The organism is Mesotoga infera (assembly GCF_900157305.1).
Taxonomy (GTDB): domain Bacteria; phylum Thermotogota; class Thermotogae; order Petrotogales; family Kosmotogaceae; genus Mesotoga; species Mesotoga infera.
Map to the genome: position 1 here is coordinate 1,889,886 of NZ_LS974202.1, position 17,596 is coordinate 1,907,481.

22 protein-coding genes and 1 tRNA gene are annotated in these 17,596 nt (G+C 48.1%); 8 read left to right on the plus strand and 15 right to left on the minus strand.

Going from position 1 to position 17,596, the window contains the following annotated elements:
- Window positions 1-6: 6 nt before the first annotated feature.
- The 10 genes from mtnA to MESINF_RS08635 form a co-directional block, all read right to left on the minus strand.
- Entirely contained in the window at window positions 7-1,059 is a 1,053-nt protein-coding gene (gene mtnA, locus MESINF_RS08590; protein ID WP_169699437.1) for an S-methyl-5-thioribose-1-phosphate isomerase, read from the minus strand.
- Window positions 1,060-1,061: 2 nt separating this feature from the next.
- A complete protein-coding gene (locus MESINF_RS08595) occupies window positions 1,062-1,865 on the minus strand; it encodes an Mrp/NBP35 family ATP-binding protein (RefSeq protein ID WP_197712656.1) in 804 nt (267 codons plus the stop codon).
- Entirely contained in the window at window positions 1,862-2,284 is a 423-nt protein-coding gene (locus MESINF_RS08600; protein WP_169699438.1) for an OsmC family protein, read from the minus strand. The genes MESINF_RS08595 and MESINF_RS08600 overlap by 4 nt, the downstream gene beginning before the upstream one ends.
- A gap of 41 nt (window positions 2,285-2,325) precedes the next feature.
- Window positions 2,326-2,685 (minus strand): 50S ribosomal protein L20, encoded by a 360-nt coding sequence (gene rplT / locus MESINF_RS08605; protein ID WP_169699439.1) that lies wholly within the window; start codon window positions 2,683-2,685, stop codon window positions 2,326-2,328.
- 23 nt (window positions 2,686-2,708) lie between these two features.
- The gene (gene rpmI / locus MESINF_RS08610; protein ID WP_169699440.1) at window positions 2,709-2,912 is read right to left on the minus strand and encodes a 50S ribosomal protein L35; all 204 of its coding nucleotides are present in this window, start codon (window positions 2,910-2,912) and stop codon (window positions 2,709-2,711) included.
- Entirely contained in the window at window positions 2,881-3,408 is a 528-nt protein-coding gene (gene infC / locus MESINF_RS08615) for a translation initiation factor IF-3 (RefSeq protein ID WP_231936688.1), read from the minus strand. Before infC ends, rpmI begins: the two co-directional genes overlap by 32 nt.
- Window positions 3,409-3,570: 162 nt before the next feature.
- Window positions 3,571-3,646 (minus strand) — tRNA-Lys (locus MESINF_RS08620).
- Between the two features lie 50 nt (window positions 3,647-3,696).
- Window positions 3,697-4,500 carry a carbon-nitrogen hydrolase family protein gene (locus MESINF_RS08625; protein ID WP_169699441.1) on the minus strand — a complete coding sequence of 268 codons (804 nt, stop codon included), beginning with the start codon at window positions 4,498-4,500 and terminating at the stop codon, window positions 3,697-3,699.
- A 2-nt stretch (window positions 4,501-4,502) separates the two neighbouring features.
- A complete protein-coding gene (locus tag MESINF_RS08630; RefSeq protein WP_169699442.1) occupies window positions 4,503-4,985 on the minus strand; it encodes a hypothetical protein in 483 nt (160 codons plus the stop codon).
- A gap of 1 nt (window position 4,986) precedes the next feature.
- Entirely contained in the window at window positions 4,987-5,703 is a 717-nt protein-coding gene (locus MESINF_RS08635; protein WP_169699443.1) for a tetratricopeptide repeat protein, read from the minus strand.
- A 71-nt stretch (window positions 5,704-5,774) separates the two neighbouring features.
- Here MESINF_RS08635 and thiI point away from each other — a divergent pair, with 71 nt between their 5' ends.
- Genes thiI through MESINF_RS08655 form a run of 4 tightly spaced genes read left to right on the plus strand, consistent with a single transcriptional unit; the run spans window position 5,775 to window position 9,084 of the window.
- Window positions 5,775-6,989: a tRNA uracil 4-sulfurtransferase ThiI gene (gene thiI / locus MESINF_RS08640; protein WP_169699444.1), complete on the plus strand. Its 1,215-nt coding sequence runs from the start codon at window positions 5,775-5,777 to the stop codon at window positions 6,987-6,989.
- Entirely contained in the window at window positions 6,964-7,740 is a 777-nt protein-coding gene (locus MESINF_RS08645) for a lysophospholipid acyltransferase family protein (RefSeq protein ID WP_169699445.1), read from the plus strand. Before thiI ends, MESINF_RS08645 begins: the two co-directional genes overlap by 26 nt.
- Entirely contained in the window at window positions 7,727-8,248 is a 522-nt protein-coding gene (locus MESINF_RS08650; protein WP_169699446.1) for a bifunctional nuclease family protein, read from the plus strand. The genes MESINF_RS08645 and MESINF_RS08650 overlap by 14 nt, the downstream gene beginning before the upstream one ends.
- Window positions 8,245-9,084 (plus strand): polyprenyl synthetase family protein, encoded by an 840-nt coding sequence (locus tag MESINF_RS08655; RefSeq protein WP_169699447.1) that lies wholly within the window; start codon window positions 8,245-8,247, stop codon window positions 9,082-9,084. The genes MESINF_RS08650 and MESINF_RS08655 overlap by 4 nt, the downstream gene beginning before the upstream one ends.
- 8 nt (window positions 9,085-9,092) lie before the next feature.
- On the opposite strand, the gene MESINF_RS08660 is transcribed toward MESINF_RS08655, so the two are convergent.
- Window positions 9,093-9,953 (minus strand): serine/threonine protein kinase, encoded by an 861-nt coding sequence (locus tag MESINF_RS08660; protein WP_169699448.1) that lies wholly within the window; start codon window positions 9,951-9,953, stop codon window positions 9,093-9,095.
- Between the two features lie 50 nt (window positions 9,954-10,003).
- Here MESINF_RS08660 and MESINF_RS08665 point away from each other — a divergent pair, with 50 nt between their 5' ends.
- Complete coding sequence (locus MESINF_RS08665) at window positions 10,004-10,846, plus strand: PHP domain-containing protein (RefSeq protein ID WP_169699449.1); 843 nt, start codon at window positions 10,004-10,006, stop codon at window positions 10,844-10,846.
- Here MESINF_RS08665 and MESINF_RS08670 read toward each other — a convergent pair.
- Genes MESINF_RS08670 through argS form a run of 4 tightly spaced genes read right to left on the minus strand, consistent with a single transcriptional unit; the run spans window position 10,818 to window position 14,889 of the window.
- The gene (locus MESINF_RS08670) at window positions 10,818-11,006 is read right to left on the minus strand and encodes a MoaD/ThiS family protein (RefSeq protein WP_169699450.1); all 189 of its coding nucleotides are present in this window, start codon (window positions 11,004-11,006) and stop codon (window positions 10,818-10,820) included. The two genes, MESINF_RS08665 and MESINF_RS08670, sit on opposite strands and share 29 nt — an antisense overlap.
- Window positions 11,003-11,899 (minus strand): bifunctional enoyl-CoA hydratase/phosphate acetyltransferase, encoded by an 897-nt coding sequence (locus MESINF_RS08675; protein ID WP_408631272.1) that lies wholly within the window; start codon window positions 11,897-11,899, stop codon window positions 11,003-11,005. The genes MESINF_RS08670 and MESINF_RS08675 overlap by 4 nt, the downstream gene beginning before the upstream one ends.
- Window positions 11,900-11,918: 19 nt before the next feature.
- Window positions 11,919-13,241 (minus strand): 23S rRNA (uracil(1939)-C(5))-methyltransferase RlmD, encoded by a 1,323-nt coding sequence (gene rlmD, locus MESINF_RS08680; protein WP_169699452.1) that lies wholly within the window; start codon window positions 13,239-13,241, stop codon window positions 11,919-11,921.
- Window positions 13,242-13,260: 19 nt separating this feature from the next.
- Window positions 13,261-14,889: an arginine--tRNA ligase gene (gene argS / locus MESINF_RS08685; protein WP_169699453.1), complete on the minus strand. Its 1,629-nt coding sequence runs from the start codon at window positions 14,887-14,889 to the stop codon at window positions 13,261-13,263.
- Between the two features lie 163 nt (window positions 14,890-15,052).
- Between argS and argF the strand changes: the two genes are divergently transcribed.
- From argF to MESINF_RS08700, 3 genes are all read left to right on the plus strand, one after another.
- Window positions 15,053-15,994: an ornithine carbamoyltransferase gene (gene argF / locus MESINF_RS08690; RefSeq protein WP_169699454.1), complete on the plus strand. Its 942-nt coding sequence runs from the start codon at window positions 15,053-15,055 to the stop codon at window positions 15,992-15,994.
- An 8-nt stretch (window positions 15,995-16,002) separates the two neighbouring features.
- Window positions 16,003-16,941, plus strand: a complete 939-nt coding sequence (gene arcC, locus MESINF_RS08695) for a carbamate kinase (protein ID WP_169699455.1) — start codon at window positions 16,003-16,005, stop codon at window positions 16,939-16,941.
- A 94-nt stretch (window positions 16,942-17,035) separates the two neighbouring features.
- Window positions 17,036-17,587: a TetR/AcrR family transcriptional regulator gene (locus tag MESINF_RS08700; protein ID WP_169699456.1), complete on the plus strand. Its 552-nt coding sequence runs from the start codon at window positions 17,036-17,038 to the stop codon at window positions 17,585-17,587.
- Window positions 17,588-17,596 lie beyond the last annotated feature (9 nt).

Here is a 17,596-nt window from a genome sequence, read left to right on the forward strand (position 1 = left end):
CCCTCCTCAGTGTGTCGATTCGAACATCTTTGCGAGCGAAACATCATACGGTGGTCTTGCTATTCCCTTCTCAGTTATTATGCCTGTGATCATGTTCCAGGGTGTTACGTCGAACGCGGGGTTGTAACACTTGACACCTTCCGGCGCGATCCGTATCTCCCCGATGTGAGTGATCTCTCTGTGACTTCTTTCCTCAATAGGTATCTCTTCCCCGTTATTGCAGGATAGGTCCACGGTGCTCAAAGGGGCAGCTATATAGAAAGGGATTCCGTGCTTCTGAGCAAGTATCGCCAGCGAATACGTTCCGATTTTGTTGGCCGAATCGCCGTTTGCTGCAATCCTGTCAGCCCCGACAACCACTAGGTTCACGTATCCTTTTTTCATTATCCAGCCGGCCATGTTGTCGCATATTAGAGTCACATCGATACAAGATTTCATCAATTCCCAGGAGGTCAGTCTGGCCCCCTGAAGGTAAGGGCGCGTCTCGTCAGCATAAACTCTGACTCTCTTTCCCATCTCTACTGCTGATCTTATCACTCCCAGAGCCGTTCCATAATCGACGGTGGCGAGGGCACCAGCGTTGCAGTGGGTTAATATTCCGTCGCCATCTCTCACGACCGAAGCTCCATTCATCCCGATTGCCATATTAGTGAGTATGTCCTCCCGGGAAATGGCTATCGCCTCTCTTTCGAGTGTTTTTATCAATTCGTCATGACTCAGAGAAGGTGTACTGGCAAAAAGCCTTTCCATGCGTTCAAGAGCCCAGAAGAGATTTACCGCGGTCGGTCTGCTTCCGGCCAATCTGTCCTTGACGGCCTTCATGTGTGCGGCGAGTTCTTCAGGTTTCTTTTTGAATTCCATAGCTCCCAGCACGTAACCGAAAGCTGCACTGGCACCAATGGCTGGCGCGCCTCTGACCACCATGTCCTTTATTGCGCCATAAACTTCCTCGTGTGTTTTGCATTCTACATAGACTTCCTCGATCGGAAGTTTTCTCTGGTCTATAAATATGACCCTGTCTTCTCTCCATTCGAGAGTTATGCTCTTGAACCTGGCCACTACTATTTCACCCTCTGCAAGAGATTGTAGATCATACTCCTGTAGGCTTTCTCCAGTTGGGAGCCTCTCATATGTGTCACTATTCCCTGGCCGTTGTCGGCCAGTCCCACCAGTCTCGGGTCAAAAGGGAGACTTGCCAGAAGTGGAATGGAGAAGCTCTCTGAGAGCCTTTTACCGCCACCACTTCCGAAAAGGTCTATTCTTTCGCCGCATTTTGGACAGGTGAGATAGGACATATTCTCCACCAGTCCAAGAATCTTTCTGTGCATGGTTTTGACTAGATTGATCGCTCTCTTGACATCCTGGATGGCAACCTCCTGTGGGGTTGTCACTATGAGGGCGCCTACATCGATGAGAGTCTGAAGAATGGTGAGCGGTTCATCACCGGTACCAGGAGGAGAATCTATGACCAGAAAATCCAGTTCACCCCAGATAACATCTCCGAGGAACTGGTAAATAGCCGTGGTCTTCATGGGACCTCTCCAGACCACCGGCGCATCCTCTTCGATGAAGCTGGAGATACTCATGACTTTGAGGTTTGGAAGAACTTCTGGCGGAAAGATCTGCTCCTCCACGACTTGCGGACTCTTCTTCAGACCGACCATTCTCGAAACGTTGGGGCCGTGCAGATCGATGTCCATCAATCCGGTCTTGTACCCTTCATCTGCGAGTGCGAGTGCCAGGTTCACCGCCACTGTGGATTTTCCCACTCCGCCTTTTCCCGACATGACTAGGGTCTTGTTCTTTATGGTTTTGACGTTATCAGTTATCTTTTGCATTGTCTGTGCCATTTCTTCTGAGTTCAAGTTTCATCCTCCTCGTATTCGATTTTAAAGGTGATGTCGACAGCCTTCTTGAGCATGGCCGATACCGAACAATACCTGTCCTGCGAAAGGCTCACGGCTTTCTCGATTTTGTCTTTTGGCAGATCTTTGCCGGCGAAGTGGTAAATTAGCCCGATTTTCGTGAAGACTCTCGGATGTTCCTGTGCATACTCGCAATTGGCCGATATCCAGTATTTGTAATCCTCCACCTTCATCTTGTTCAGAATAGCCACAATATCCATCGAAGTACAGCCCATCAAAGCGGCCAGCACCGTTTCCATCGGTGTCGGGGCTGAACCGTCACCGCCAGAGGTCTCTTTCGCGTCCATATGAATGTCGTGCCCCGATGGAGTCCTCGCATAGAAGGCCATCTTCCCGATCCGTTTCACTACATAGTCCATCTCGCATCCTCCAAAAAAAAGGGGCTTCAAGCCCCTTCCATTCATTTTCCGGCCAAAGTAGATTTGGCCAGTTCGCAATAGTCTTTGAAAGTGTCGAAATCGTTCACCGCCAGGTCGGCCAGCATCTTTCTGTTTATATTGACTCCGGCTATCTTCAGGCCATGGATGAGATCGTTGTATTTCGTACCGGCCATTCTCGCTCCGGCGTTTATTCTTGTTATCCAGAGTTTTCTAAAATCTCTTTTCTTTATCTTTCTTCCAGCGTAGGCGTAAACTCCGGATCTAATGTAATACTGTTTGGCCAGCCTGTACCTTCTGCTGAGAGCTCCCCTGTAACCGCGCGCGGCTTTCAGGTACTTTATCTTCTTTTTCTTAGAATTGACTCCACCTTTTACTCGCATCTAAATACCACCTCTTAATCGGGTCAAATGCCCAGGCTTTTCTTGACTTTCTTTTCGTAGCCGCCTTCGACAACCGTCCAGTTTCTGGCTTCACGTCGGTTGCTCTCGCTCTTCTTGCCAGTGTTATGACCAGTACCGGAATGGTTTCTCATGATCTTGCCACTGCCCGTTATTTTGAACCTTTTGGCACTCGCCCTATGCGTCTTCATCTTTACTTTGTTGCTCATTCTCTTTACCTCCTTGAGGAGCTGCCTTTGGCTTGAGTATCATCCACATATCTCTTCCCTCCAGTTTTGGAGGTCTATCGACATCGGAAATCTGCTGGAGCTGGGTCGAAACTCTGTTGAGGATTTCCTTCCCTTTATCTGAAAAGACGATCTCCCTTCCCCTGAACATTATGACTACCCTTACCTTGTTTCCTTTTTCAAGGAACTCCTGTATCCTGTTCGTCTTTGTCTGGAAGTCGTGCTCGTCGATCCTTATCCTGAACTTCATCTCTTTAAGCTGTGTCTGCTTGGTCTTCTTTTTGGCTTCCTTTTTCCTCTTGTCTTTTTCGTACTTGTACTTTCCGTAATCCATTATCCTTGCCACCGGAGGATTGGCGGCTGGAGAAACCAGAACCAGATCCAGGTTCTTCTCCCTGGCTATCTTCAGGGCTTCTGTCGTAGTGACTACGCCCAGTTGTTCGCCATTAACATCGACTAGTCTAACTGTTCTGGCCACGATTTCATTGTTCTTAGGTGTCGAATCACCTTTCGCGATACTACATCACCTCTTCAAATAAAAATTGGCGGAATAACCCGCCAAGTCAATAACCTTCAAGGTATTGACCCCTCGACCTTAAGGCGGGGGTGGGAGATAAACTCCGCTTAATCTAAACAAAACTGGTGAGCCGTGCAGGGATCGAACCTGCAACCTATTGATTAAGAATCAATCGCTCTGCCTGCTGAGCTAACGGCCCACTGACGTTTTTTATTGTATATCATCGACTCGGTCCTGTCAACCAGTTCTTCAACGGTAAAGGTCCTCTCTCAAGTTCGCGAAGTACCCGTGAGAGTTACCGGACTCTTTGTACCTGTACCTTTCCACCTGATGGATGTCGAGATCTGCCAGACAGAATCCTTCGCCCTTTCCGCAATCACATATTATCTCGCCCGAAGGCGAAACGATTCTGCTCTCTCCAACCAACTCCATGGAAGGACATCTGCCACTCTGACTTGCCGCCGCGAGAAAACAACCATTTTCAATGGCTCTGGCACGCGTCGCGATTTCATAGATCTCTCTCCTCTCTTTGCCGAAGGCGAATGGGACTAGCAACACCTGTGCACCTTCTCTGGAAAGCTTTCTGGATATCTCGGGGAAACCGATCTCGTAGCACATGAGTATCCCGAATTTCACCCCCGCGAAGTCGAAGCTCTTCAGTGCATTACCGGGTTTGAAGACGTTTTTCTCGTTACGAAAGAGGTGCGTCTTGTTGTAATATACAGGTTCGTTGTAGGGAAGCATTATCACGGAAGAGTTGTAGAGGTCCTCTCCAGCCTTGTTGACCATGCCACCGACTATGACTACGTCGTTGTAATCGGAAAGAGCCGAGAGCGTTTCTATGGTTTCTTCCTGCATCTCGATGGCGTTCTTAATGACTACCTCGTCAGTCCCGTAACCGCTGTTGAACATCTCCGGCAGAAGTACGAGATCCACTTCTTCTTCCACGAGATTCTCGATGTAGTTGACGGCTTTTTCGAGGTTTTCACCAGGTTCGTCTGTCTTCGAGTTGAATTGAACTACTCCGATTCTTATTCTCTTTTCTTTACCCATGATTATTCCATCCTATCCCGTCCGGTGCAGTTTCCTGTAGGTTTCAATATCCTTCTCATATCCTGAAGCGCGACCAGGACCATGAGTGCTCCGGCCAGAAGGATACCTTTCGTTCCAAGTCTGGCGTATGCGACCTGTGCCAGAGATACAGCTATCAGTGCCCAGTATGCACAGGCGAATGGGATCGAAAGGTTCTTGCTGCGATGAAAGAGACCATAAAACCCCGAGATTCCCTGCGCCATAGCCAGTAGAAAGACCTGATCGCCGTACGAAGGCGTCGATACGTTTTGCAAATATCCGAAGATAAGCAGTGCGTAAAACAGAACGAACGTGAGATTCTGGATTCGACTCACTCTTTGACTTTCTCTACCTAGCAACACACCGGTGACCATCACCGCCGAGGTTATAAATCCTCGAAGCAATCCATGGCCCATGATCGGCATCAGAAAGAGGGGGATCAAAGAGAAAACTATTCTGTAGAGCATTTCAGTATCCGTTTTCCGTCAACCACTTCTGTGCCTTTTCCTTAGATTCCTGGCCCTGAACGATGAAATCTGGCTGAAGCTCCATTTCGACGACCTTTCTGTAATACTGGGCGGCCAGGTCTTTTTTCTTCCAGATTTCGTAAAGAAGCGCGAGCTCGTAATAGGAGTTAATATATGCCGGATCGTTCTCAATCGCTTTCAAAAACCTTTCTTCGGATTTGTTGTAGTCTCTGTACGGCCAGGGTGTATCTCTGTCTCTCATGCCTTTGGCTATGAACGGGAAGGGGCTTTCTGGCATCAGTTCCATCGCCTTGTCGATGCTCTTATCGAAATCGGTTATCAAAAACATCGATTGAATAATCCCTGCCATCTGTGCAAGCTGACCTATCGAGGCTCCTTTTACATAATAAGCCATACCGTAATTAGGGTTCAGCTTTATAGCCTTTTCCGCGAGTTCCCGTGCTGTCTTGTAGTGGGCCTCCCTGGTCTTCTTGTCCTCTATCCAATTCGCGTATTCCCTTTGGCAATCGGCCAAAAGTGTTAATATTTTGTAGTCGTTCAAATCCTCTTTTTCAACTTTTACTATGAATTCGGACATCTGTTCCGAATCTTGCATCGATCTGATCTGTACAAACTCCCCGAGCAGAGTTTCAAAATCGGTGGAAAAAGCGAAAATGGTACTCCCCAAAACAATCAGAAAAATTATTAGTTTCCTCATAAAAAAGCGCACCTCCCCAAAAGAATGTATGATAGGAGTATTATATATCATGCAAGAAAGGAGTTATTCCAGTGGATAAATTCATCGTCGTCAGATACGGTGAAATAGCCTTAAAGCAGGGAAACAGAAAGATGTTCGAAAAGACTCTGACCGGCAATATAAAGAGGCAGATCGGAAAATCAACCGTACAGAGAATCAGGGGCAGAATAATCGTCACCGTATCCCCTGAAAAACTGTCAGAGGCCGAAATGGCTATAAAGAGAACCTCCGGTGTTCAGAATTACAGCCTTGGATCCTGGACTACGTACGATATAAACGACATATTCTCCACATCGATAGAGCTCGCTAAGGCCGAGATGATGAAAGGGCGCAGGACCTTCAAAGTCGAAACCAGAAGGCTAGACAAGAGGTTTCCCATCAAGAGCATCGAATTGAATCCTCTCGTCGGAGAGAAGATTCTCGAAGCTATCCCCGAAGTTTCCGTAGATATACACAATCCGCAGTTTGTTGTAGAGATAGAGATAAGGGATGAAGGTGTGCTCATTTCCAGCGGCAAAACACAGGCGATCGGTGGACTACCGGTTGGCGTTAGCGGAAGGGCTTTGCTCTTTCTCTCCGGTGGTATAGACAGCCCGGTCGCCGGATGGCTAGCCCAGAAGAGGGGTCTAAGCATAGATGCTATACATTTCTCTAGTCCTCCTTACACGGGGGAAATGGCCTTCGAAAAGGTTCTCTCCCTTGCAAAAAGGCTCTCTCTCTTCAACGGCGGTAGAATGTTGAAATTCTACAGCGTTCACTTCACTCAAGCCCAAATGGCTATTCACAGGCATGTACAGGAGAGGTACAGTCTGGTTTGTCAGAGAAGGCTCATGATGAGAATAGCCGACAGAATCGCCGACAAGACTCATATCAAGGCTATGGTCACGGGGGAGAATCTCGGTCAAGTCGCCAGTCAAACTCTGGAGAACATGGCCGTGATAGCCGAACCGACCGACAAACTTGTGTTGAGACCGCTGATCACTTACGATAAAATTGAGACGATCTCTATAGCTCGTGCCATCGAAACCTTCGAGATCTCTATACTACCTTACGAAGATTGCTGTACGATCTTCGTTCCATCGAGTCCTGTCACCAAGGCCAGAATGATAGATATTCAAAGAGTCGAGGCCGGGCTCGATTTCGATGAGATCGTTCGGGAGGCTTTAAATCGATCGCAGGTCTATAGGATCAGGAATGGAGATGTCCTGGAGGTCGAAAAACTTGAGCTTTCTGAAGAAGCTTGTTAGTCTACTCATAACCTTGTGGATCGCCATCATAGGCGTCCTGTATATCTGTGTGTACGGCGGACTTGTAATAATCATCGGCAGCTTAATCGGCAAATACAAAGGAAAGAAATGGAAGAAGCGGTTCATATCTCGCGAGGTTTCAAGGTTTGGAAGGGCTGCCTTCATTCTCTCCGGTTCAAGAGTTACCGTGCAGGGAAAGGAGAACGTTCCCGAGGACGGGCCGATGGTTATAGCGGCTAACCACCAGAGCGCCTTCGATATACCGTTGATACCGGGATATGTCTATCCAGGGATATCTTTCATCGCAAAAAAAGAGCTCTCGAAAGTACCGGGGATAAGCTGGTTCATAAAGGCGCTGGACGGCGTGTACATAGACCGTGGAAACAAACTCCAAACGGCCGGGGCCATGAGAAAGATCCTCAAGATTCTGAAAGAGGACGGAACAATACTGCTGTTCCCCGAAGGAACGAGGAGCGAAAGCGGAGAGCTTGGAGAATTCAAAGAGGGAAGTCTCTCAATTCCCTTCAAGCTTGGTGTCGATGTTCTTCCGGTTGCGCTGGATGGAACCGAGAAACTAATGAAGAAGAACGGCTATCTCATCACACCCTCTAGGATAAACCTCTCAATAGCCGGGCCGATTTCGCCGAAGGGTTTCGAAAGTGAAGAGCAGTTCAGAAAAGAGGTCTATAATATAATTAAGAAACACCTTGAATTATCCAGGAATCGAGGTGACTCGAATGTTACAGGTTAGACTCAGGGGACTGGCTCTGGATCAGAGTAATTCACCGGTGGTAATACTTGAAGTGGAAAAGACGAACAAGGGATTTGGAATCTGGATTGGTCCGTTCGAAGCCGAGGCTCTGGCGCTTGCCGTTAGCGGCAAGGACTTTCCCAGACCATTGACTTACGACCTTTTCATTAACACGGTGGAACGTCTCGGGGCTTCCTTCGAGATGGCCGTAATAGGCGACGTGAAAGACAACATCTATTACGCGAGCCTTCACCTGAAGGATCCATCGGGAAAGACTATGATAATCGATGCAAGGCCTTCCGATTGCCTTGTTCTAGCAGTAAAAAAGAGCTTCGCAATTTTTGTTGACGATAGAGTCTTCGCAGAGAGTTCGATAGATCTCGATACACTTCAACCCGATATGATCGGAAACAACCAGGAAGAAGACAGGGAGGGTTTCAAAAAGTTCGTGGAGAACCTCGATATCGAAGAGTTAAAGAGGCATTTCAAGGGCAGAGACGAAAAATGAAGCTTGAAAAGTTCATATCTTTCTTCGATAAAAAACTAAGCGATCATCTCTGCGGAATTTGTAGTTACACCCCTTTTCGCGAGATAATTTCGTACACTCCTCTGGTCGGGGGAAAGAGGCTGAGGCCGTATTTGATATGGGAGCTCTCCAGGTTGACATCTTTCGGAAGCGATAGGGCTCTGAAAACCGGGATCGCCGTTGAGCTCTTTCACAGTGGGAGTTTGATACACGACGATCTTCCACCGATTGACAACGACGATTTCAGGCGCGGAAAGCCTTCCAACCATTCGATCTTCGGTGAGGCCAGGGCCATACTGGCCGGTGATTATCTGATGCTTTACCCTTCGAAGGTCATATCTTCTCTGGATCTCGATCACCGCTATAAAGAAAGGCTCATGAATTTGTGGAGCGATGTGTCGCTGCAGGTTGTCGAAGGGGAGTTTGCCGACGTCACCCCATCGGAGAGAACCGAAGAGCTTCTCTCTTTTATACGCAGGGGAAAAACCGCTTCTCTGTTCGGCTTTTGTTTCGCCGCCCCTTTCTGTGTGGATGATGGATCTAAATTTAGTGAAATGTTCGAGCTCGGTGTAGACTTTGGAGAGATCTTCCAGATGATGGACGACATAAAGGATGCAACTTCGACACTTCAGGAGCTTGGCAAGACACCCGGGAAGGATCTCTCGCAGGATAAACTAACCCTTCTCAGCTTTAGATCGGTCGAACAGGCTGAAGCGATGGTAGAGAAGAGGTTCTACGCTTTCTGCGAAAAAATAACGGAGTATCGTGATCTCGCGGGTGAATTGGAAGATATTTTCCGGCTGATAGCGAGAAGATAATTCGGAACTTAAAAGAAAAAACGGCTGCTTAAGGCCTTTTTGAATTTGTCGGAGTCACGGTATCTTTTTTTTGGAGAGAAGGACATCGCTTTCTCAATAATCAGCCTGGCCTTTCTGTTTGATATGAGGCTCATTTCGAGAGGAATTCCCTTGACCCTTTCCGTGGCTGGAACTGGGTCTTTGCCACTCAGAAGAAAGAACATTATGCCTCCTATGGAATAAATATCCCAGGAATAATCAGGTACAGACGAAGCGAAGAATTTCTCGGGACATGAATAGCTTATCGAAATAACCTTGGCAGAAAGAAAAGAGAAGAAGGCATCCTTGAGACATGCGGCGCCAAAATCCATGACCTTTATCCTCCCATCGTCCGTGGCCATGATGTTTGTGGGCTTGAGATCACCGTGTATGTACCCCCTGTCGTGAATAGAATCCACGCCGTCCAGGATGTCAAGCAAGATTCTGTAACATGTTTTCAGGTCGGGTATTCCGTTGCTTTTAACATATTCTTTGAGGTTCAAACCATCTATAAACTCCATTACATAGTACGCCGTGTTATTCTCCGTGAAGAAATCCAGAACCTTCACAACGTGGTCGTTGCTTATGGTGGAGATTATCCTGAACTCTTCGGAAAAGGACGAGAGTTTGTCGTAATAGACCTCCTTCAAGTCGTCGGCAACGGGACTCACATCGTTACCGCTCCTCTCCGCACCTCTGGGAAAGAATTCCTTCACGGCGACCCTTTCTCCGCTCTGAAGATCGGTGCACAGATAAGTTATTCCGAAGCCGCCCTTTCCAAGAGGTTCGTTTATTCTGTAACGTCTGTTCAAAATCGTTCCCTGCTCCAGGTAGTATTCTATTAATATCACCTCTTGCGTCCGGATAATAGCATTTTACCTCATTAACGGGGGTGTTTTACATGTTGGTAGATCTACACTGTCATTCCGATCGTTCAGACGGCACAGATCCTGTCCGATCTCTGGTCAATAAAGCCTGTGAGAAGGGGATTAAGATCCTATCAGTAACTGATCATGACACAGTTGCTGCCCAGAATGACGCCAGGGTTTTCGCTGAATCGAAAGGAATAACCTATGTCAGCGGACTAGAAATAAGTTGCGATTATCATGAAACTCTCGACATTCTCGGATACGGGTACGATCTGGACCTCGATTATCTCGAGAAGACTCTTTCCCGACTGAGGGATATGAGAGACGATCGCAACGGTCAAATTCTGAGAAAGCTTCGAGAACTCGGCATCTCTCTCGATGAGAGAGAACTTGAGGAGAACTTTCCCGGCGAAAGCTTGGGAAGGCCCCACATAGCAAACCTGTTGACTAAAAAAGGCTACGTCTCCTCTATGGAGGAGGCCTTTCGCCTCTACATAGGCAGAGGTGCCGCTGCCTTTGTCGAAAAAGGAAAACTCGAGATAGGTCGATCGATAGAACTCATAATTTCCGGTGGCGGGGTTCCCGTTCTGGCACATCCCATATCTTTAAAACTAGACTTGCATGAACTGAAAGAGATGATCCGCAAACTTAAAAACCTCGGGCTCGAGGGTATTGAGGTATTTTACAAAGAGTACGATCAAGATCTCAAGAAGGAACTCTTAGCCATTGCCCGTGAGATGGATCTGATACTGACTGGGGGCAGCGACTACCATGGCGAACACAAAGCCCATCTGGATCTGGGAATCGAGTTGCCCGATGAGCTGGCGTCGAATTTTCTGGAATATCTCAACCGCCGACGACGGCCTTCAAGATGATTACGCTTGAAGAATCTTCGATCTTCTCTTCAAGTGGTACCAGAGAACCATCTTTTATGACCAGATGATCTTCAAAATCCAATCCCAACCGATCAAGCAACTCGTGAGCGGTCATTTCCCCTTCCAGTGAAAGGAAACCGTCGGCGTACTCCACTTTCATGGATTACCCCCCGTAGAAAGGCTTGCCAGAGCTATGGAAGCTAGCTTAGAAGAAGCCGAGTCGGCCCTTGAGACTATAACTATGGGAGCGATGGCGCCCACGACCAGGCCGGCGATGGTACCCCCGGCGAGGTAGACGGCCGATTTGCCGAGAAAATTTCCGGCAGCTATTTCTGGAACCACCAGAAGGTCGGCCATACCGGCGACCGGACCTGTTACGTTTTTTATCTTCGCCGCTTCTAGAGACAGAGCGTTATCGAGGCCAAGCGGGCCGTCCACTTCGCAACTGGATATCTGTCCCCTTTGAGCCATCTTGGCTATAACGGCCGCATCTAGAGTTTCAGGCATCTCATCGTTTACAACTTCCACGGCCGTTATCAGTGCCACCTTCGGTTTCTCATAACCGATGGATCTCAAAAACTTGACAGCATTTTCGATTATCGAGACCTTCGTCTGGAGGTCGGGCTTTATTATCATTCCCCCGTCCGTGACGAAGACAATCCTGTCGATTGAAGGTACGTCGAGTGCGGCGATATGGCTCAAAACCTTTCCCGAACGCAATCCCCACTCTTTGTTTAGAACGGCCTTCAGAAGTGTGGAAGTCTTTACGAGTCCCTTCATGACTATATCGGCCCGGCCCTGTCGTACGAGTTTCACTCCCTTCTCACAGGCCTCATCGCTGCTGTAAGCGGGGATCACTTCTATTTCTAGCCCTTCTTCGGAGAGGATCTGCGAGGTCCGCTTCTCGTCACCAACGAAGATCGGCAGTGCGATACCCTCTTCGACTGCCAATTTAAGAGCCTTGACACCTTCTCGATCTTCCGAACCGATGAGAACTACTCTCTTTGGTTCTCTGCCTTTTGCAAGGCGGATCAGATCCGAGAAGTTCTTCATATCTACCATAATCACCCTCCTATGACTTAGAACTCGAGAGCACGACAACGGTCTCCACGTGCCAGGTCTGCGGAAACATATCGAAGGCTTTTACGGAAACAATTTCAAACCCGGAGCTTTTCAGAAGGGATATGTCTCTGGCCAGGGTCGTGGGGTCACATGAGATATAGGCCACCTTCGAAGGTTTGAATTTCTCCACCAAGATTATATCTCTTCCGACACCCGATCTGGGTGGATCCATAACGACCGTTGTGAAGGAATCTAGTTGCTTTTTAAGATAATCTACGACGTTGCTCTCGACAGACTGTGTCGCGAACATCCCGTTGATCTTCGCGTTCGCCCTGAAGGCCTTCGCCGAGACGGGACTTGATTCCACGGCTACGACTCTTCTCAACTTCCTTCCAAGTGTGAGAGAAAAAGTTCCCACCCCCGCGTAGAGATCGAGAAGCGAATCTTCGTCGGTCATTCCTAGCTCTCTTTCTAGATGATCGATAATTGCCTCCGTTACACCTGAATTGTTCTGATAAAAGGCGGTTGGGGGAATCTCGAATCTCTGCCAGGATAGTTGGTGGGACAGCACTCCATCGCCGTACAAAACGCGGGCAACACCTCTCAAGACCACTTTATCGCTGGTGTTTATAAGGTGAACTAGAGTCTTCACATTTTTCAGACGCTTTTGAACGTTCTCAACTATGTAAGCTTCGCCCGGAAGATTCTCGCCCTTCGTGATCAGTATGGCCATCGTCTGGTTGCCGTTTCCACGTAGAACGAGATGCTTGAGTTCGCCACTTCCACCGTTCCTGTCGTAAGGTCTCAGGGGAGTCTTTCTCAAAATCTCCTGAAAGGTCCGTCTCGTTTCATCGAAGCCCTTTAAACCCAGAACACAGCCGTCGCAATCGACCGGTGTGAGACTGCCTCTGGCGTACAGGCCGAGTGAAAGGCCTTCCTTCCCAGGGTATGAGACGAACTCCATTTTGTTTCTGTAATTCACTCTCTGTTGAGAAGGTACAACTACCAGTTGGGAGAGTTCCATCTTTCCGACTCTTCTGAACTGTTCTTTGACGATCTCGCCCTTCCAGTACAACTGATGAAAGTATTCTAGGTCCTGCCAGTCGCATCCGCCACACTTTGGAAAGTTTTCGCACAGTCTTTCTCTCCTGTGTTCTGAAGGCGATATGAGATGACTGACCTTCATTATTTGAAAGTCCTGTTTTCCCTTCACGGAACTGGCAATCACAGTCTCGCCCGGATAACCCTCTTGAAGAAAGACGACTTTTCCGTCGCTCCTTCTTGCGAGTGAATAGCCGCCCGCGACTAACTTTTCAATCTTCAGTCTTTCCATCGGCTCCATAAAGATTCGGTCACATGCTCTCCGGTGCGCTTACTCCCAGCAGTTCGAGCCCGCTTTTGAGGATGTTTTTGACCGACTCGCACATTGCAAGTCTTGCACCGGAGGTTTTCATGTTGCCTGGATCGACGACTATATACTTATTATAATAAGCGTGGAAGGCCCTTGAAAGATCTTCAAGATAAGAAGTCAAACGGTTGGTCCTGTAATCGAGAACTATCGAATCCAGAATCTCGGGGAACATGCTCACCAGCTTCACCAGATTCCTTTCCTCGTCCGTGCTGAGAAGTTCCATGGATTCAGTATCTACCGATACGCCCTTTTCGGATGCTGTCTTGAATATACTGGCAATCCTCGCGTGAGCGTATTGCACATAGAAGACGGGATTCTCGTTCGACTTCTTTTTGGCGAGGTCTATATCGAAAAGCATGTGCGTATCGGGATCGAACATGGCGAAAAAATATCTCGTGGCATCCACACCGACAGATTCTACCAGTTCATCCAGGGTAGTGAACTCGCCTTTTCTGGTCGACATTTTCACGACCTCGCCCTCACGTTTCAGATTGACGTACTGGTGAATTATTATGTTCAAAAAATCATCGGGAAGTTCCAGCGCTTTCATTGCCGCTTTCATTCTTGGAATATGTCCCATGTGATCTGCACCCCAAATATCGTACACTTTAACGAACCCGCGTTCGAACTTGTTCGTGTGGTAGGCGATATCGGTCATGAAGTAGGTGTAGCTGCCGGTGGATCTCACTAGAACCTTATCGTCGTCCTCGCAAAACTGCGAGACTTTGAACCATTTTGCGCCTTCCGATTCGTAAACCAACCCGTTTTTCTGAAGCTTTCCAAGGACACTCTCGACAGTGCCATCCTTTATGGTCGAGCTTTCGTAGAAGATATTGTCGAATCTCACGCCGAGAACGTTCAACGTGCCGGTTATATCGGACAACATGTTTTTGAGGGCATAATCTTTGAAGAGAGATTCAACCTGAGGGTTCCAGGTATCCTTGAATTGCTCCCCGTGCTTTTCGATGAACTCTCTGGCCATATCTATCAGGTAGTCACCCTGGTATCCGTCTTCCGGAAGATCGACCGTAGAACCCAGTAGTTGATTGTATCTCACCCACAGAGAACGGCCAAGTAAGTTTATCTGTCTTCCAGCATCGTTTATATACATCTCTCTTTGAACCCTGTAGCCTCTCGAAGAGAAGATCCTACAAAGAACGTCCCCAAAAACGGCCTGTCTTCCATGTCCGACCGTAAACGGTCCGGTGGGGTTAGCGCTTGCGAACTCGAACTGTATGTCAACGCTTTCCGGTACTCTCCAGAAATCAGGGCAACTCAGCATTTCTCTCAAAACTTCGGATAGATAACTCGATGAGAAATCGACGTTTATGAAGCCGGGGCCGGCTATTTCCACTCTATCGTACTCCAGTTCTTTTTGAAGTTCTGCCACAAAAATGGAGGCGATTTCTCTTGGGTTTTTCTTCATGATTCTGGATAAAAGGAAGGCCGCGTTGGTCGAAAGGTCGCCGAATCCTTCCGGTGGAATTTCTATCTTGAATTCGATTTCTTCTTCGATTCCCATTTTCTGCAAAACTCTGTTGACCGAATCCTTCAACTTCTCCTTAAGCACTTTGCCACCTCCAAATTAGCGAAACATACCTGAGCATACGAAAGCATAACACCGCATTGTTGTGATAGAGTTTACTCCTTGTTTCTTCAGGTAGCCTGAGACAATTGAAAGCCCCGGCTTATATATGTATTATATTAGAGATGACGAAAAAAGGAGGATCGAAATGGGCGTAAATCTTAAAGGAAAGAGTTTCTTGACACTACTGGACTTCACGAGTGACGAAATACGGTATCTACTGGACATCTCGAAACAGGTTAAGGTTGAGAGGAGGGCCGGTACGCCGACGAACCGGTTCGCCGGGAAGACACTGGCGATTATATTCGAGAAGAGATCTACCAGAACCAGGACTGCATTTGAAACGGCTTTTGGAGAAGAAGGCGGACATGCAGTTTTCCTTTCCAAGGATGATATACATCTGGGAGTGAAAGAGGACCTCAAAGATACCGCCAGAGTGCTCGGAAGAATGTTTGACGCGATAGCCTTCAGAGGATTCAAACAGGAGACCGTGGAGACTCTGGCAGCTTGGTCGGGAGTCCCGGTCTATAATGGTCTAACGGATCTGTACCATCCGACGCAGATACTGGCCGACTTTCTCACCATCGAAGAAAGCCTGGGCAGTCTCAAAGGCAGAAAACTGGTTTTTATCGGCGACTCGAGAAACAATATGGCCAACTCGCTTATGATAGGATCGGCCAAGATGGGACTTCACTTCATTGCATGCGGTCCGAAGAGTCTTCACACAGATCCGGCGATAGTTGATAAGTGCAAAGAGATCGCCAGAACCTCGGGCGCCACGATTGAGGTGACTGAAGATATAGATCTGGCGGTTAAGAACGCCGACGCCATATACACGGATGTTTGGGCATCCATGGGAGAAGAGGCGAAACTCCAGGAGAGAATAGCCCTTCTCAAACCCTTCCAGGTCAACCGAGAATTGATGGAAAGAACCGGCAGGAGCGATACGATCTTTCTTCACTGCCTCCCGGCCGTCAAGGGAAACGAAGTTACCGAAGAGGTCTTCGAAAGTCCGGCATCAAGAGTATTCGAAGAAGCCGAAAACAGGAAACACACGATCAAGGCCGTAATGATCGCCACGCTTCTTTAGGTGTTTGTATGAAGAGGATCGTAATTGCCATAGGCGGGAATGCCCTCAACAAACCCAACGAAAAGCCAACTGCCGAGGTTATGCAGAGGAATTTACTTTCAACAACCTCCTACCTCGCCGATTTGATAGAAGAAGGGTACGAAGTGGTTATAACTCACGGTAACGGTCCACAGGTTGGAAACCTTCTGGTGCAGCAAGATATCGCCAAAGGAACCTTTCCGCCGTTCCCGATTGATGTCAACGATGCCATGACACAGGGCTCGATCGGCTATCTCATCGCACAGACACTCAACAACGAACTTCTCAAACGGGGCTTGAAAAAAAGCCTTGCATGTATGTTGACCCAGATAGTCGTCGATTCCAACGACCCTGGATTCCAGCATCCTTCCAAGCCCGTTGGTCCTTTCTACAGCGAGGAGACTGCCAGGGAACTGGAGGAAAGCAAAGGCTGGACAATGAAAGAAGATGCAGGAAGGGGTTACAGAAGAGTTGTACCGTCACCGATACCGCTGGATGTGCTTGAAATCGATGCAATCAAGACTCTCATCGATGCGGGGACAGTCGTGATCGCTGCCGGCGGCGGGGGAATCCCCGTCGTGAGAGAGCCTTCCGGTCTTGTGAAGGGTGTCGAAGCCGTAATAGATAAAGACAGGGCGTCGGCTCTTTTGGCCAAACTAATAGATGCCGACGCTCTCGTCATTCTCACAGGCGTCGATTTCGCTTACATTAACTTCGGCAAGGAGAACCAGAAAGCCATCACTGTTCTCAGTCTCGACGAAGGCTATAAATTGATAAAAGAAGGCCATTTCGCGAAAGGGAGCATGCTACCAAAAATCGAATCTGCGCTGGATTTCGTTTCCAACGCAGGCAGAGAAGCGATAATAACCTCTCTGGAAAAGGTCGATCTCGCCCTAAAAGGCGAGTCGGGGACGAGGATAATTCCCTGAATTTTTGAACCGGGTTAAAAAACCCGGTTCTTCATTTATAAAGAATACTGTGTTATAATTTGTGTTATACGAACGATTGAAAGGAGTGACGACTGTGCGAGGTCAGGAAACAAGAGAGAAAATAATGGAAGCGGCAATAAGAGTAATTGCAGAGGAGACGATAGAAGGGCTGAGCACTCGTAAAGTATCGGGTATAGCTGAAGTGAACCTGGCTGCCATTCATTACCATCACCGCTCGAAAGACGGTATGCTTATAGATCTTTCGAGGTACATATTGAACAATTATGTTCTGCCGAGACTCGAACCTCTAATAGATGCGGGCAAACAACCGGCCGATCTCATCAAGGATCTTTACAACGAGGTCCTGAAGATATACTCCGAGAGATCCGATATAATGATTTCGCTCGTGTATCTGTGGCTTCATGGAATGAAGAACAAGAGGATCAGGGAGATTCTCATCAACGCCAGAGCCGATTTTTACGACAGAGTGGAAAGGGCTCTTGGCTCATCGATGTCGACGAGGAGAGCCGCCAAGGTCTCGAGAAGAATGTTGACCTACATAGCCGGAAAGATAATGGAAATGTCCGTAGATGGAGAAACGCCTGACGAACGAGAGATAGAAGACATGGCAAAGTTGCTCTCGTGATACCGGAGT